We start from the raw sequence: 15,657 nt of genomic DNA on the forward strand, positions 1-15,657 counted from the left end.
GGCCTGAAAATATGAATAAACCAACCAATACTTTAATTACTACAGGTGTTATCGCTTTATTAGTCGTTTTATGTGCAATCGCTTGGTACAAAACGGGTAATAAAGCCGAAACTTCAAGTCATAATGAGGTGACTGAAGAAAAAGTTGCTGTAGCAGGAGATGAAAAAGGCCCGCATGGGGGCCGTTTATATCGCGATGGTGATTTTGCTGCTGAAGTCAAAATCTTCGAGGAAGGGGTAGAGCCTCATTTACGGGTGTATGGCTACTTTAAAGATAAGCCATTAAAACCAGAAGAGATTAGTGCCAATATTTTTATCCAGCGTCTTGATGCAGAACAAACCATATCATTTAAGCCTGAAAGCGATTATCTGATTGGGAATGAAATTGTCTATGAGCCACATTCATTCTTGATGGTGATCAATGTTGATTATCAAGGTAAAAAACATACTTGGAAATGGGATACCAAAGAGGGACGAGTCACTATGCTTGATAGCAGTATCAAGAGCAGTGGTTTGGAACTTTTAAAAGTTGAACCCATGATGTTTGAAAATGCACTCGAACTCAAAGGTGAACTTAAATTTCCTGATAATTTTGAAGGCTTTATTACACCTAAAACGAGTGGAAAATTAATAAAAACGTACCGTTCAATTGGCGATAAAGTGAATCAGGGGGATCTGTTAGCGACTGTGCAAAGTCAGGAGTTAATCCGTCTTAATGCGGAACGTACGCTTGCATTGGATACCTTACAATTTGCCCGTAAAAAGATGGAACAGGAACGAGTTTTATTTCAAAAGAAAGTTTCACCTGAAATTGACTACATCAATGCCAAACGTGAATTTGAAAATGCTCAGACTAGGGCCAATGAGCTGAATAGCTTAATCCGTTCCTATGGGGGGGCAGGTAATGGAACAATTGAAGTCAGAGCCGCAATGTCAGGTACGATTCTACAAGTGCTTGGTGCTGTTGGTTCTAATGTAACGCCATCATCTCCATTGTTCAAAATTGCCAATACATCTCAACTTATTGCTGTGGTTAATGTGCCTGCGGATCAACTGGATGCCATTAATCCAAATAATAAAGTAACTGTTAAGCCTCAAACTCAAACAGGCACAGAAGAAGCATTGGGGCGCATCAAATATATCAGTGACGTGATTGATCCAAAAACACGAACTGCGCAAGTTTTTATTGAAATTCCCAACCAGTTCAGATGGCGTTCAGGACAGTTAATCACTGCACAAATCTTTGAAAACCAGAGCATGAAACCGATGGTTGTCCGTGAAGATGCTTTGCAAAACTTCCGTGATTGGGATGTGGTGTTTATTCGTGTCGGGAATGACTTTGAAGCACGTCCTCTAGAGTTAGGCGATAAATTTAATGGTTTTGTTGAAGTTAAATCTGGTCTAAAAGCAGGGCAGATTTATGCAGCAGGTAATTCTTATTTATTAAAAGCAGAGCTGGGTAAATCTGGCGCTACTCATGATCATTAAGGAGTAGCGTTTATGTTTGACCAAATTGTAAAGCTCTCGATAAAGAATCGTTGGCTGGTACTGATCATTTTCCTATTCATAGGGGCATTTGGCGTTTACAACTATTTTAAACTGCCAATTGATGCTGTACCCGATATTACCAACGTACAAGTTCAAATTAACAGTGAGGCCCAGGGCTTATCTCCAACCGAGATGGAATCCCAGGTCACCTACCCCATTGAAACGGCTTTGGCTGGTATTCCTAATCTGGACTATACCCGATCAGTATCCAGATACGGCTTATCTCAAGTGACTGCGATTTTTAAGGAAGGCACGGACATTTACTTTGCCCGTCAGCTAGTGAATGAAAAGTTGCAAGGGGTTACACCAAGTCTTCCAGGAGGTATATCGACTTCTATGGGTCCTGTTTCTACAGGACTTGGCGAAATCTTCATGTACACGGTGGAAAATGCAAAAAACAACCCGACTCCACTTTCACCGACTGAATTGCGAACACTTCAGGATTGGGTGATCAAGCCTCAGCTTCGAAATGTCGAAGGTGTGAATGAAATCAATACGATTGGTGGCTATTTAAAACAATTTGTTGTACAGCCCGACTATGCGTATTTACGAAGTATTGGTCTAGATCAAAAGACTATTTTGGATGCTATTTCTAAAAATAGCATGAATAAAGGTTCAGGCTATATTGAGAAGAATGGTGAGCAGTACTTGATACGTTCTGATTCTCAAATCAGTTCGATTGAACAAATTCAGAATATTCCGATCACCACAAGCAATGGTTATATTTTGCGTTTAAAAGATGTAGCTAAGATTTCTATTGGACATGAACTCCGTACAGGTGCTGCAACAAAAGATGGCCAGGAAATCGTGCTGGGTACAGCTTTTATGCTGATTGGAGAAAACTCTCGTAATGTCGCTCATGCAGTAGATCAAAAATTACAGCAAGTCCAAAAGTCTTTACCTGAAGGTGTTGAAGCCAAAGCAGTATATAACCGTACGACATTAGTTGATGCCACGATTGAAACCGTGAAGAAGAATTTGCTCGAAGGTGCAATTCTGGTCATTGTCGTGTTGTTCATTTTTCTGGGTCATTTCCGTGCTGCACTGATTACCGCAATGGTGATACCACTGTCTATGCTGATGACCATAACAGGTATGGTGAATCAGAAAATTAGTGCAAATTTAATGAGCTTAGGGGCTTTGGACTTCGGGATCATTGTAGATGGTGCCGTGGTAATTGTTGAAGCCTCACTTGCCAAATTGGCGATGAAGCAGAAAGAATTAGGACGAATACTCACCCGTCAAGAACGATTCACGACGGTTTTTGAAGCGACTAAGGAATCACGAAAAGCCATTCTCTATGGTCAGTTGATCATCATCTTGGTGTATTTGCCGATAATGACCTTGACTGGGGTAGAAGGCAAGATGTTCACGCCTATGGCAATGACCGTAGTGATGGCATTGGTTGCCGCTATGCTTCTATCGATTACATTTGTACCTGCAATGGTGGCTTTAGTGACCGCAGGTAAAATCAAAGATGAAGAGTCTAGAATTGTTTACTTCATTAAAAAGATTTATAACCCGGTCTTAGATTGGTCATTGAATCATAGGTACAAGCTGATTGCTTTTGTAGCTGTATTCTTTGTATTTAGTGCAAGCCTTTCAACACGATTGGGGTCTGAATTTATTCCCTCTTTAGATGAAGGTGATGTGGCATTACATGCGCTGCGTATACCGGGCACGTCCTTAACTCAAGCGGTCGAAATGCAATATGCGCTTGAGAAAGAAATCAAGAAAATCCCTGAGGTTCAAACGATATTTGCCAAAGTCGGTACGGCTGAGATTGCAACTGATCCGGTGCCACCAAACGTAGCTGATAATTTTGTCATATTGAAACCACGCGATCAGTGGCCAGATCCCGATAAAGAAAAATCCGCTATCGTTGCTGAAATTGAACGTGTTTCTAAAAGTGTATATGGAAACAACTATGAGTTCACTCAACCAATTCAAATGCGATTTAACGAACTTATTTCAGGTGTCCGTACTGACGTTGCTGTAAAAATTTACGGAGATGATTTAGAGCAGCTTTTGGAATTAGGGAATGGTGTTGCAGATGTACTTGAAGGTGTGAACGGTACAGCTGACTTGAAAGTTGAACAGATGTCGGGACTGCCAATGGTGTCTGTTGAACTCAAGAAAGACATGATTGCGAACTATGGGCTAGATGCAGAAGATGTGCAAAAGCACGTTTCTAATCTAATCACCGGTGAAACAGCAGGTAAAGTATTTGAGGGTGATCGTAAGTTCGATATTGTTGTGCGGATGGATCAAAACTCAGTAACTGACCTGGAAAAACTGTATCAAATTCCTGTCAGTTTGCCTGATGGTTCAAGTGTATTGTTGTCCGAATTGATTGAATTGAAGAATATTCAAGGACCCAACCAAATTTCTCGTGAAAATGGTAAACGTCGTATTGAGAGATGGATCCGTAAATTTGAACAACTCCTATAAGTGATATTCTGCTCCTCAAATGATGTTATAAACATCAATATATGGAGTATTTTATGGCACGTAGACCAAGAAGAAATCATTCAAACGACTTTAAAGCTAAGGTAGCACTTGCTGCGATCAAAGCAGAAAAAACACTTGCTGAATTGAGTTCTGAGTTTGATGTTCATCAAAACCAAATTATTGACTGGAAAAATCAATTGATCTCAGCTTCCTCGCAAGCTTTCGATCAATCAAAAGCTCCATCAGAACCCCCCATTGATCTTAAAAAGTTACATGCAAAAATCGGTGAGCAGGCATTAGAAATTGATTTTTTAGAAGGTGTGTTGAAGAAACTGGGCCGCTTCAACCACAAAAGTTAATCGATCACTCACTTCAGATTTCAGTATCTAAACAGGCTAAGTTACTGAAAGTCTCTCGTGGTTGTTATTATTATCGCCCAAAACCTGTTAGCTCATCAGATCTGAAACTGATGCGATGTATTGATGAATTACATATGCAATATCCTTTTGCAGGCAGTCGTATGATGCGTGATTTGTTGAATCGTCAAGGGCATCATATAGGACGACGTCATACACGTACTTTAATGAAGAAAATGGGTATTCAGGCGTTATATTGCAAACCAAATTTAAGCCAGGCTAATCAAGCTCACCGTAAATATCCATATCTGCTCAAAGGGTTGGCTATTCAGCGCAGTAATCAAGTGTGGTCTACGGATATAACGTATATCCCTATGGCAAAAGGCTTTGTTTATTTATGTGCTGTGATTGATTGGCATAGCCGCAAGGTACTTGCGCATAGGGTATCGATTAGTATGGAGGTGGATTTTTGTATTTCGGTTTTAAATGAAGCGATTGAAAAATATGGATCACCTGAAATATTGAATACAGACCAAGGCAGTCAGTTCACCAGTGATGCATTTATTGATGTATTGAAATCAAATGGCATTCAAATCAGTATGGATGGTAAAGGTCGATGGATTGATAATGTGATGGTTGAACGATTATGGCGGAGCGTTAAATATGAAGAGGTGTATCTCAAAGCTTATAGCAGTGTCACAGATGCGAAAAAGCAATTAAGTGCATATTTTGAGTTTTATAATTTGAAACGACCTCATTCGAGTCTAGACAAAATGACACCAAATGAGTTTTACTATGATCAGCTACCCCAACAAAACAAGGTGGCTTAACTAGAGCGGAATATCACTTATAAATACGCTTTTAGTTGTTCAAACAAGTGGGACCACCTCTGTTCGTAAAGCTTTGTCAATTCATGAAGAGATTGTTCATATTTCTGTTGAAATTAACAAGAATTTCCATGTTGTTTAAATTAATATTTATTCCTTTTAAACTTTATCAGTCTATTTATGTAAATCTTAGATTAGAATTTGTTTGTTGTAGAGCGTCGGGGCGCCTCGGCAATTCTGCGTGTTGAAATAGAAAGGAAAATTCATTTTCTGAATGAAGATATCGGGTATGAACTGGTAAAGATACAATCCACGATTCATATTCAATCCCATGACTTTAAAGCGCAAAGCGTGTTGCAGATGCAGCTCTTATTCCGAGGAATTTTACACTGGTATCGCCCGCCGATAGAAACACCAGATCCGGCAGTCAGGACGTAAATAACCATTCCTCCAGTTTAAATAAAAAAACCTGCAGATTCGATGCAGGTTTTTTTTAGAGATAATCAATCGCGTCTTATTTGGCTTTACGCTCTTTTTCAATCAGGTAATTCACCACCTGAATTACTTTGGCATCATTGCCCTGCACAATATATTTACCATTCACGGTCACCGCTGGTACACCGCTTAACTGATATTGAGCAGTCAAATTTTTTGCCTGAGCAATTTTTGACGAAATCGGGAATGATTTATAAGTCGTGTTAAATTTCTCTTCAGAAATACCATAACGGGTATAGAACTTGGCCAATTGTGCCTGTTCTAAAATTGGACGCTGCTTGTCATGAATATCATGGAATAACTGTAAATGTGCTTTTTGACGCACACCCAGGGCTTCTGAAACATAATAAGCACGTGCAGCCTGTTCCCAAAGCGGGTTCATTGCAGCAGGTGTACGTACAAAACGGATATCTTTGGGTAATTTTTTCAACCAGTCCTGCATATGCGGTTCCAACGTGAAACAGTGACCACAGCCATACCAGAAGAATTCACGTACCTCAATTTTGCCCGGTTTTTCGACTTTGACTGGTTTTGCGACCACCTGATAGTCCTGACCTGCCACAAAATTGGCCATAGCACTACCTGAAAAGGCCAAAACAGATGCGGCAACAGCTCCTAAAAGGAATTTTTTCATTGGGATTATCGTCCTCTAAATCATTATGCTTAGTGTATGGGTTCACTATAAATCAATTATGCCGATTCCGTTTTCATGCTGCGAACTTTTGTGCTATCAGAACCGCTACATTAAAGTATGCGACTGATTTTAAGTCAGTTAATATGGCCATTCGGCCGCTATGTGTTTTTAGATAATCACAAAAGTTAAACTTTGAGTAATAAAAGCGGTTATAATTTCTACGATTAAAACGTAGTGGTCAAACCTACAGTAAATATTAACTTCTTACTATTCTCTTCAGTAACAGCCGCGTGGCTCTGAGAATGATCTTCTGACATACAATAGTTTCCTTATTCTATTTACGATTAGCTGAGAGACTTGAGTAAGCCTCAATATTTCTGCTAAAAATTGCTTACTATAATTGGTCAAGAAGCTTTCTTTTCATTTATCCACCGGGACAATATTGGTAATAAAACCAACATAAGAAGGGTTGATGAGATAATTCCTCCAATAACCACATTTGCTAGTGGGCACTTTACTTTTTTCTCCAATTCCAATGCCTCCCTAACTAATTAGAGAGTTTTAAGCATTATTACATGAATCTTTCCAGTACTATTGTTGCAAATATACTAAGTTGCATATTTATTCCTGCCTATGTATAGGAGCATATGTAACCCTAAAGTTTAAAATAGTCTTTTCGGATTATTTAAAAATTTGAAAATGGTAAAGAATAAATTAAAAACAATAAATATATTTATCATTCGATTTAAAAAAATTAATTAATCTTAGTTACACCATACTAAAAATAACTAATTTTTAGTTTTCCTAGTTATATGTGCTTCATTATAATTTTGAATTAATTCTCTTCACACCCTTTGCTTTTTTCATTGTTAATTATTTCTAAATTTTTCTCTAAGAAACGAAGTCCCCCATCAGCAAAACTACTGGTTGAAAAAACTATAGTAAAAATAACTAAAACAATCTTCATATATATTATTGAATCTAATCATATCTTGGACCAAAAAATAATTTCTTCATATACTAATTCCTAGATATATACACCTAAATGACAACCAAATTACAAATTTGTAATTTTGTTAAGGTTTGTCCTAAAAAAAATAAATTAATACTATTTTAACAAAGATAAGTCGTTGCTGAAAAATTTGAATTGTAAGGGATTTAATTATTGCTAAATCAAAAATTTATAGGCCGGAAACTTTGTGATTCTTTGCTTTCTGCACTTATTATTTAATCAATGTTTCACGATTTTCATCGTGAAACTAAGTCTATTCGCAAATTTCAATGAGTTACTCACTGTCTTTTAAATAGCGGTATACCGCCTGGCGACTAATTCCAAATGCCTGGCCTAATGCCATTTTTGAAGGGTACTTCCCCTCCTTCCATGCCTGCCGTAAAGCTTCAGCTTGGTCGGGTTTTAATTTATGTACCCGGCCTTTGTACTTTCCTTGAGTAGAGGCTAGTTTAATTCCTTCCTTTTGCCGTTCTAAAATGATCTCACGTTCGAACTGTGCAAAAGCACCCATCAGTTGCAGCATCAAATTATCCATCGGAGTGGATTGGGCCGTAAAAGTAATATTTTCTTTTACAAACTGGATGGCGATCCCTCGTTTGACCAGTTTATCTACTTCAGTGACCAAATCTTTTAGGCTTCGCGCAAAACGATCCATGGAATGTACAACGGCACTGTTGCAAATAACCACGAATGGTAAGCTGAAGACTGTTTTAGCTAAAGGTGCAGCATATGAATCCTTTCCATGGTCGGCATTTTCAGGGCGAAATCATTCTTTGGGCTGTGCGCTGGTATTGTAAATATGGCATTAGCTATCGTGAACTGCAGGAAATGCTGGCCGAACGGGGTGTGAATGTTGATCACACGACTATTTACCGTTGGGTTCAACGTTATGCTCCTGAAATAGAAAAACGTTTACGCTGGTATTGGCGTAATCCTACAGATCTGAGCTCGTGGCATATTGATGAAACCTATGTAAAAGTGAATGGACGATGGTCTTATCTGTATCGTGCAGTCGATCAACGTGGCGATACCATTGATTTTTATCTTTCTTCTAGACGTAATACCAAATCAGCATATTGTTTTCTTGGAAAAATTTTAAATAATGTGAAGAAGTGGCAAATTCCACAAGTGATCAACACGGATAAAGCACCCACATATGGACGTGCTTTATCACGGTTAAAACGGGAAGGTAAATGTCCACCAGACCTTGAGCACAGGCAGATTAAGTATAAAAATAACGTGATTGAATGTGATCATGGCAAGCTAAAGCGGATCATCAGGGCCACATTAGGATTCAAATCTATGAAGACGGCTTATGCCACAATTAAAGGTATTGAAGTCATGCGTGCACTACGTAAAGGACAAGCATCGTCATTTTATTATGGTCAGCCTCAGGGTGAAGTGTGTCTAATCAACAGGGTTTTCGGTCTCTAAGTACTTTTTAAAGGGAACATCATCGACTCAAATCTCTATTTGCAACAGTGCCTTTTTAAGATTATAGTAGTACCATGTATAGGCTAGAAATGAGGTATGTTGAAATTACAAAAGATCTTCAAGTTGGGAGATGATCTGCAGCCAACTTGGGCTACGACTACTTTACTAGATAAATTTTATCTATTCTTTTTTCATCGGTTCAGTTTTATATAAATATTTAAAATTCAGGAAAAAAATATGAACAATAATTATCCTAAACCTATGATAATAATGCACTGGATTACCTTTGTTTTAGTTGTAATTGTATATTTGACGAGTGGAGATCCAACAAGAACAGGTTTGCAGGGCCAGATTCATGTTATAGGTGGAATTTCAATATTTATTCTATTTTTCGTGCGGTTGAGTGTTGTTTTTCTCTATAAAAGAAGTATTCCTCAAAATGAGATCATTAATCCGTATCAAATAAAATTATTTAAAATTGTCAGATTTACGCTTTACGTAAGTTTATGTGTCGTTCCAATAGCGGGCTGGCTTGCATTATCGAGTTTCACTGATAACTTCCAAGTATTCTCTTTAAATTTGCCACTTTTGAGCAGTGTTAGAGAGGTTAAATATATTGGTCAGATGCATCAATTTTTAGGTAACTTCTTTATTACAGTCGTAGGTTTACATGCTTGTGCTGCATTAATCCACCATTTTATTTTCAAAGATAATGTATTAAAAAGTATGCTTTTTAAAAAAATGAAATGATTTAGATCTATAACTATAGAAAATAGGCATATTGTTCACCTAGAACAACATGCTTTATTGATATAAAGCATGTCAGATAGGTCAGGTATTTCTATAGACTTATTATCTATACTCCTCATGGAGTGGGAATATTTGGATTATACAAAAAAGGATCTTATGCCACCGCAACATTAAATAATGATCCAATCCAAGCACTGAATAACATGGCAATAATACCCCAAATCATTACCCGAATCGAACCTCTCCAAATACTGGCGCCGCCCGCATAACTGGCCAAGGCACCCATAATTCCGAGACTTAATACCCCAATCAGCATGACGCCTTTCTCTAAGTATCGCTCAGGCAGAAGCATAATTGAAATTAAAGGAAATAATGAGCCTACAGTAAATGCAATGGCTGAAGAGAAGGCAGCACGAAACGGCTGGGCAGAAGTATGATCTGAAATACCAATTTCATCACGCGCATGTGCATCTAAAGCATTGTGTGCAGTCAGTTGTTGCGCGACTTCTTGCGCTAAAGCGGGTTGTAATCCACGCTGTATGTAAATATTTTTTAGCTCATTTAATTCATGTTCAGGATGGCGTTGCAGTTCACGTTCTTCCATCTGCAGATCATTCTTTTCAATGTCTTGTTGCGATTTAACGGAGATGTATTCACCTGCAGCCATCGATGCAGCTCCAGATATTAATCCGGCGATACAGGTCACCAGTACAGTATGGGTAGATGCTCCACTGGCTGCGATTCCCACCACGAGACTTGTGACTGAAATAATCCCGTCATTTGCCCCCAGCACAGCTGCACGCAACCATCCCGCACGTTCGATGTAATGTTTTTCAATATGATAAGAATGGCGCACAAGGTATATCCTTTTTGTTATCAGGATGATTATAATAAATTTATTTCATCTGTAGAGATTATTATTGGCTAATTTCAAAAACCGTGATTAAAAGGCAAAAAAATTTTAAAACGGATTCTAGTAGCCACTGGCTATTCATTTTTAGGATCTAAAACAGCGTCTAAAAATAGGCAGCTTTTCGTCAAATCGTATTAATTGATCTTATTCTAATTCCTATGAGCTTTTTTATTGCTGTTTCTTCTATAGAACGGGCACTGATGGTGGCTGTCTGTTTACTGGCTGTAATTGTGGAATTATTCAATTCTGCGATTGAAGCTGTTTTAGATCGTATTTCGCTTGAAAAACATGCATTCCAAAAAGGCAAAAGATATGAGAAGTGCGGCACAATTTTCAGCACTTCTCATTATTTTTATTATTTGGTCAATTATTTTACTTGTCCACTAAAAGATCTTAAAAGTTGATTTTACTTAAGCCAACAATGGAAATTGATAGACTTCTGCATAGATTAGCGCAGCAAGCAGAACCAAAATAATGCTTAGGCTTACTGTATAAGTCTGCATAGCTGACCCAGGTATTTGCCAAATAATTTTTCCTCTGGCACTTAACCATTCTGTCAGACTAATACTGACAATTAACCATAATGTTCCTACCAAAAAACCACCCAGCACATCACTTAAGTAATGCTCATTTAAGACAATTCTACTTAGGCCTAAAAGTACAGCAAAAAGAAACATCGTAAAAAATATACGGACTTGTCTGATAAAATTTGGGCTAAAACGAATAGCCAGGTAAGCAAGAAATCCATATAAGGCAATAGCAATGGTGGCATGTCCACTAGGGAATGAGTAGGATTGCTCCAGCAGTAAAGCATCTGCTGGTCGCACGCGATGAAATAAGAGTTTACTCAGGAAGGTAAATATAGAACTTCCTATAGTGGAGACCAGCAACCCTATTAATATATAGGGTTGGCGAATGATCCAGCAGATCACACCGACTAAAATCACAATCAAACAAGAAATTGCTGTAGAACCAAAACTGGTGATGAAAATAAAAAAATCCACTACGCTGGGTTGATGCAGCATATTCATCTGTTGGGAAACAAAATAATCCATTGTCACGATGGAGTCTGAAGTAACCACATCTTCAACAAGTCCGGTAAACAAAGCTAAAATATAGCCCATGGCTAAAAATAAAAGCGTCAGAGGTAAGCCATAAAAATGCTGGAGCTGAAATCTTTTCGACAAAAAACCAAAAAAACGGGGGTACTTGTATTTTATTCGAATGAATAAATTGCTTTTTCCCACCTGCTGTTTAAACGTTCCCCCATACTGCACAACTGAATCAAATAATTGCTTGCCATGCTGAATAATCCAGTACTGTAATACCCACAAAAGAATAACCAGTGAAAATACAAGGATGCTCAAGATGAACAATTGCTGATTGGCTTGAATCAATGGAATCATGGCGAAAAAATTTCCTCGTTGAAAGCATTTTTAGCAGGGCTTACTGTCATATTTTGTCAGCGCACAGATCCAATCAATGTTTCGATATCAATACGACTTTATATATTTAGGCCTTTTTTGCAGTCGTTTTATTGCTAAAGTGAATACACACTAGAATCGCAATCAAAATGACAGCTGAAGCAGTAAAGCGACTTAAATCCAAACCACCCGAAGCGATCGGTTTATCCAGGAAATCCCCCACCACAGCCCCCAAAGGGCGGGTTAAAACAAATGCACTCCAAAACAGTAAGGTTCTTGAAACATGAGTGAATTTGTACAGGGCCAAAATCATGAGAATAAGACCGACGAAAAGGATAATTCCACCGCTATAACCCAGCCCCATGGTGTCTGCTGACCAATCTCCTAAAGCCGTCCCTAAGGTTTGGGAAAAGGTAATGGTTAACCAATAGAAAATTTCTGCCCGTGGATAATTCACCGTATGCGGTGAAATACTGCCTTCAACCTTATACCAGCTGAATAAAGACAAGCAGACCAAACCGAGCAATAGGCTACTTCCGCCGATATAACCAATCCCCAAAGATCGATCGATCAAATCAGCCAGTGTCGTACCTACGGTCGTACTGGCGATGATGGTAAACCAATACAAATAAGGACGGTAAAATTTAGAGCGGATTTGAAAGAATAGCAAAGCTATAAATACTGCTGCGAAAATAAAGGTACTGATCAAATAGCCTAAATTTAGAGACATCGATACTGCATCACCGCCAGTTTCACCAAAAGTTGTGGCAAAAATTTTAGTGATCCAGAAAAGTGCAGTTATTTGAGGAACTTTAGAAAGGTGAGTAGCGATACTTGATTCTTGTTGATTCATCAGCTGAACTCTTTGGTGATCTTTTTTAATATTTTAAAGTGGTTTCATTAACCTAAGCTTAAGAATAAATTGTAGTGATCCAATCAAGTTAGACACCAAATCAAGTGATAATATCAGCCCTTATAATGCTGAACAAAAAACAATCTACTTAATTAACCTATCAGCTATACAATAAAACATGCCTAAAATATTAATCATTTAACTGTGTTCAGAGGAGCGTGGTGATCATTATTTAATAATTCTAAATATTTGAATTTTATTATAATTAGTGACAGATTTTCATATTGTTTAATTCAGTTTTAAGGTTTAAATTCTAGAATATAATTTTAACAATTTTTGATCGGTTAATCATGCTTACTTGGTTTTTAAAACTTAAAGATTTAAAGAAACCTATTACTTTAATGCAATTTAATTTCATTCTCGCGATTTGGCTGGGTTTAGTTTTAAATTTCGGTTTTTTTGAAAAAATTAATCAACTTACTCCCTATAAGGGTATGAAATCAATGTTGTTTTTGGGAGCAACACTAATTGTCATAGTTGCAATTTATAACCTACTATTACAATTAATCAGTTGGAAATGGAGTGCTAAATTTTTTGCAAGTTTGTTAATTATCATTGGTGGATTAAGTGCCTATTTCGTTAATAGTTTGGGCGTCATCATTACCCCGGATCAAATACAAAATCTGCTACAAACAGATGTGAGGGAAGCGAAAGATTTGTGGTCTATCCGTCTGGTCATCTGGACGCTCATTTTTGTTCTTTTTCCACTCGGTGTTGTGGCAGTTTTAACAATTGAACAAGATCCATTACAGAAACACATATTTAAAAAAGCTATAATGAGTTCAGTTTCTTTCATCGTCATAGCAACTTTATTATTTTGCTTTTATGTTGATTATGCAGCGATATTCCGTGAACATCGTGACCTAAAAGGTATGATCTCTCCGCAAAATACCATCGCATCTACCCTATCTTATTATAAGAAAAAAAGCCCTAAAGAAAAATTACCGCTTATTGCCTATGGTGAAGATGCTCATGTAGTGCAACCAGCGCAACCCTCTAAGCTTCCTAAATTGATGGTTTTAGTGGTAGGGGAAACTGCACGTGCTGAAAGTTTTTCATTGAATGGCTATGCAAAAAATACCAATCCGGAATTATCAAAACTAAATATCATCAACTTTAGTCAAGTGAGTTCTTGCGGTACTGCAACCGCAGTATCTGTTCCGTGTATGTTTTCAGGGATGACACGTAAAAACTATGATGAAAAATTAGTAAATCATCGTGAAGGTTTACTGGATATTGCACAACGAGCAGGCTATAAAGTCACATGGATTGATAATAATTCTGGCTGTAAAGGTGCTTGTGATCGAGTTGAACAATATCAAATTCCACAGGCATTAAAACAAAAATGGTGTGATGCTAGCGGTGAATGTTTTGATGAGATTCTGGTGGATAGTTTGCAAGATTATTTAAAGAATCTGAAAAAAAATGACACAGTATCTCATTTGATTGTTTTACACCAAATGGGTAGCCATGGACCGGCATACTTCAAACGTTCCAAAGCACCTTATCAACCGTTTCAACCTATGTGTAATAGCAATGCCATTCAAGGATGCAGTACCACTGAATTGCACAATAGTTATGATAACTCGATTGTTTATACAGACCATGTATTAAGTCAAATCATTCAGACCTTAAAACAAAATACAGACTACAGAGATGGATCCGTAAATTTGAACAACTCCTATAAGTGATATTCTGCTCCTCAAATGATGTTATAAACATCAATATATGGAGTATTTTATGGCACGTAGACCAAGAAGAAATCATTCAAACGACTTTAAAGCTAAGGTAGCACTTGCTGCGATCAAAGCAGAAAAAACACTTGCTGAATTGAGTTCTGAGTTTGATGTTCATCAAAACCAAATTATTGACTGGAAAAATCAATTGATCTCAGCTTCCTCGCAAGCTTTCGATCAATCAAAAGCTCCATCAGAACCCCCCATTGATCTTAAAAAGTTACATGCAAAAATCGGTGAGCAGGCATTAGAAATTGATTTTTTAGAAGGTGTGTTGAAGAAACTGGGCCGCTTCAACCACAAAAGTTAATCGATCACTCACTTCAGATTTCAGTATCTAAACAGGCTAAGTTACTGAAAGTCTCTCGTGGTTGTTATTATTATCGCCCAAAACCTGTTAGCTCATCAGATCTGAAACTGATGCGATGTATTGATGAATTACATATGCAATATCCTTTTGCAGGCAGTCGTATGATGCGTGATTTGTTGAATCGTCAAGGGCATCATATAGGACGACGTCATACACGTACTTTAATGAAGAAAATGGGTATTCAGGCGTTATATTGCAAACCAAATTTAAGCCAGGCTAATCAAGCTCACCGTAAATATCCATATCTGCTCAAAGGGTTGGCTATTCAGCGCAGTAATCAAGTGTGGTCTACGGATATAACGTATATCCCTATGGCAAAAGGCTTTGTTTATTTATGTGCTGTGATTGATTGGCATAGCCGCAAGGTACTTGCGCATAGGGTATCGATTAGTATGGAGGTGGATTTTTGTATTTCGGTTTTAAATGAAGCGATTGAAAAATATGGATCACCTGAAATATTGAATACAGACCAAGGCAGTCAGTTCACCAGTGATGCATTTATTGATGTATTGAAATCAAATGGCATTCAAATCAGTATGGATGGTAAAGGTCGATGGATTGATAATGTGATGGTTGAACGATTATGGCGGAGCGTTAAATATGAAGAGGTGTATCTCAAAGCTTATAGCAGTGTCACAGATGCGAAAAAGCAATTAAGTGCATATTTTGAGTTTTATAATTTGAAACGACCTCATTCGAGTCTAGACAAAATGACACCAAATGAGTTTTACTATGATCAGCTACCCCAACAAAACAAGGTGGCTTAACTAGAGCGGAATATCACTTATAAATACG

Annotated in this window: 9 protein-coding genes and 5 pseudogenes; 8 read left to right on the plus strand and 6 right to left on the minus strand. The window is 37.7% G+C overall.

Annotated elements, in window-relative coordinates; genetic code table 11:
• Window positions 1-11 precede the first annotated feature (11 nt).
• The 3 genes and pseudogenes from HUK62_RS17620 to HUK62_RS17630 all read left to right on the plus strand — a co-directional run bounded on the left by HUK62_RS17620 (window position 12) and on the right by HUK62_RS17630 (window position 5,184).
• Complete coding sequence (locus HUK62_RS17620; protein ID WP_005248671.1) at window positions 12-1,487, plus strand: efflux RND transporter periplasmic adaptor subunit; 1,476 nt, start codon at window positions 12-14, stop codon at window positions 1,485-1,487.
• 12 nt (window positions 1,488-1,499) lie between these two features.
• Window positions 1,500-3,962: pseudogene (locus HUK62_RS17625) on the plus strand (CusA/CzcA family heavy metal efflux RND transporter); the annotation flags it as partial.
• Window positions 3,963-4,039: 77 nt separating this feature from the next.
• Window positions 4,040-5,184 (plus strand): IS3 family transposase gene (locus tag HUK62_RS17630; RefSeq protein ID WP_176538566.1). Its coding sequence is split into 2 segments (ribosomal slippage): window positions 4,040-4,304 and window positions 4,304-5,184, totalling 1,146 coding nucleotides; the frame shifts between segments, so codons are not numbered across the junction.
• Window positions 5,185-5,695: 511 nt separating this feature from the next.
• Here the strand turns inward: HUK62_RS17630 and HUK62_RS17635 are convergent.
• From HUK62_RS17635 to HUK62_RS17640, 3 genes and pseudogenes are all read right to left on the minus strand, one after another.
• Complete coding sequence (locus tag HUK62_RS17635; protein ID WP_004668326.1) at window positions 5,696-6,310, minus strand: thiol:disulfide interchange protein DsbA/DsbL; 615 nt, start codon at window positions 6,308-6,310, stop codon at window positions 5,696-5,698.
• A 186-nt stretch (window positions 6,311-6,496) separates the two neighbouring features.
• Window positions 6,497-6,627 (minus strand): annotated as a pseudogene (locus HUK62_RS19175) (cation transporter); the annotation flags it as partial.
• 969 nt (window positions 6,628-7,596) lie between these two features.
• Window positions 7,597-7,989: pseudogene (locus HUK62_RS17640) on the minus strand (recombinase family protein); the annotation flags it as partial.
• A gap of 62 nt (window positions 7,990-8,051) precedes the next feature.
• Here HUK62_RS17640 and HUK62_RS17645 point away from each other — a divergent pair.
• Together HUK62_RS17645 and HUK62_RS17650 are read left to right on the plus strand one after the other, a co-directional pair.
• Window positions 8,052-8,756, plus strand: coding sequence for an IS6-like element IS1006 family transposase (locus HUK62_RS17645; protein WP_001067784.1), 705 nt, complete (start codon window positions 8,052-8,054; stop codon window positions 8,754-8,756).
• A 237-nt stretch (window positions 8,757-8,993) separates the two neighbouring features.
• Entirely contained in the window at window positions 8,994-9,506 is a 513-nt protein-coding gene (locus HUK62_RS17650; protein WP_004761014.1) for a cytochrome b/b6 domain-containing protein, read from the plus strand.
• A gap of 154 nt (window positions 9,507-9,660) precedes the next feature.
• Here HUK62_RS17650 and HUK62_RS17655 read toward each other — a convergent pair whose 3' ends face one another.
• Window positions 9,661-10,362 (minus strand): VIT family protein, encoded by a 702-nt coding sequence (locus tag HUK62_RS17655; RefSeq protein WP_004761016.1) that lies wholly within the window; start codon window positions 10,360-10,362, stop codon window positions 9,661-9,663.
• 102 nt (window positions 10,363-10,464) lie between these two features.
• Between HUK62_RS17655 and HUK62_RS17660 the strand changes: the two are divergent.
• Window positions 10,465-10,806 (plus strand): annotated as a pseudogene (locus HUK62_RS17660) (diacylglycerol kinase).
• A 23-nt stretch (window positions 10,807-10,829) separates the two neighbouring features.
• Here the strand turns inward: HUK62_RS17660 and HUK62_RS17665 are convergent.
• Both HUK62_RS17665 and HUK62_RS17670 read right to left on the minus strand, forming a co-directional pair.
• Window positions 10,830-11,825 carry a phosphatase PAP2 family protein gene (locus tag HUK62_RS17665; protein WP_004827121.1) on the minus strand — a complete coding sequence of 332 codons (996 nt, stop codon included), beginning with the start codon at window positions 11,823-11,825 and terminating at the stop codon, window positions 10,830-10,832.
• A 106-nt stretch (window positions 11,826-11,931) separates the two neighbouring features.
• Complete coding sequence (locus tag HUK62_RS17670; RefSeq protein WP_176538567.1) at window positions 11,932-12,696, minus strand: hypothetical protein; 765 nt, start codon at window positions 12,694-12,696, stop codon at window positions 11,932-11,934.
• Window positions 12,697-13,046: 350 nt separating this feature from the next.
• On the opposite strand from HUK62_RS17670, the pseudogene HUK62_RS17675 reads away from it, so the two are divergent.
• A pseudogene (locus HUK62_RS17675) lies at window positions 13,047-14,396 on the plus strand (phosphoethanolamine--lipid A transferase); the annotation flags it as partial.
• 88 nt (window positions 14,397-14,484) lie between these two features.
• A protein-coding gene (locus tag HUK62_RS17680; protein ID WP_176538566.1) for an IS3 family transposase occupies window positions 14,485-15,629 on the plus strand; the annotation gives its coding sequence in 2 pieces (ribosomal slippage) (window positions 14,485-14,749 and window positions 14,749-15,629; 1,146 coding nt in all).
• The last annotated feature ends 28 nt before the right edge of the window (window positions 15,630-15,657 follow it).

It is taken from the genome of Acinetobacter sp. NEB 394, assembly GCF_013374795.1.
In the GTDB taxonomy this organism is placed as follows: domain Bacteria; phylum Pseudomonadota; class Gammaproteobacteria; order Pseudomonadales; family Moraxellaceae; genus Acinetobacter; species Acinetobacter johnsonii.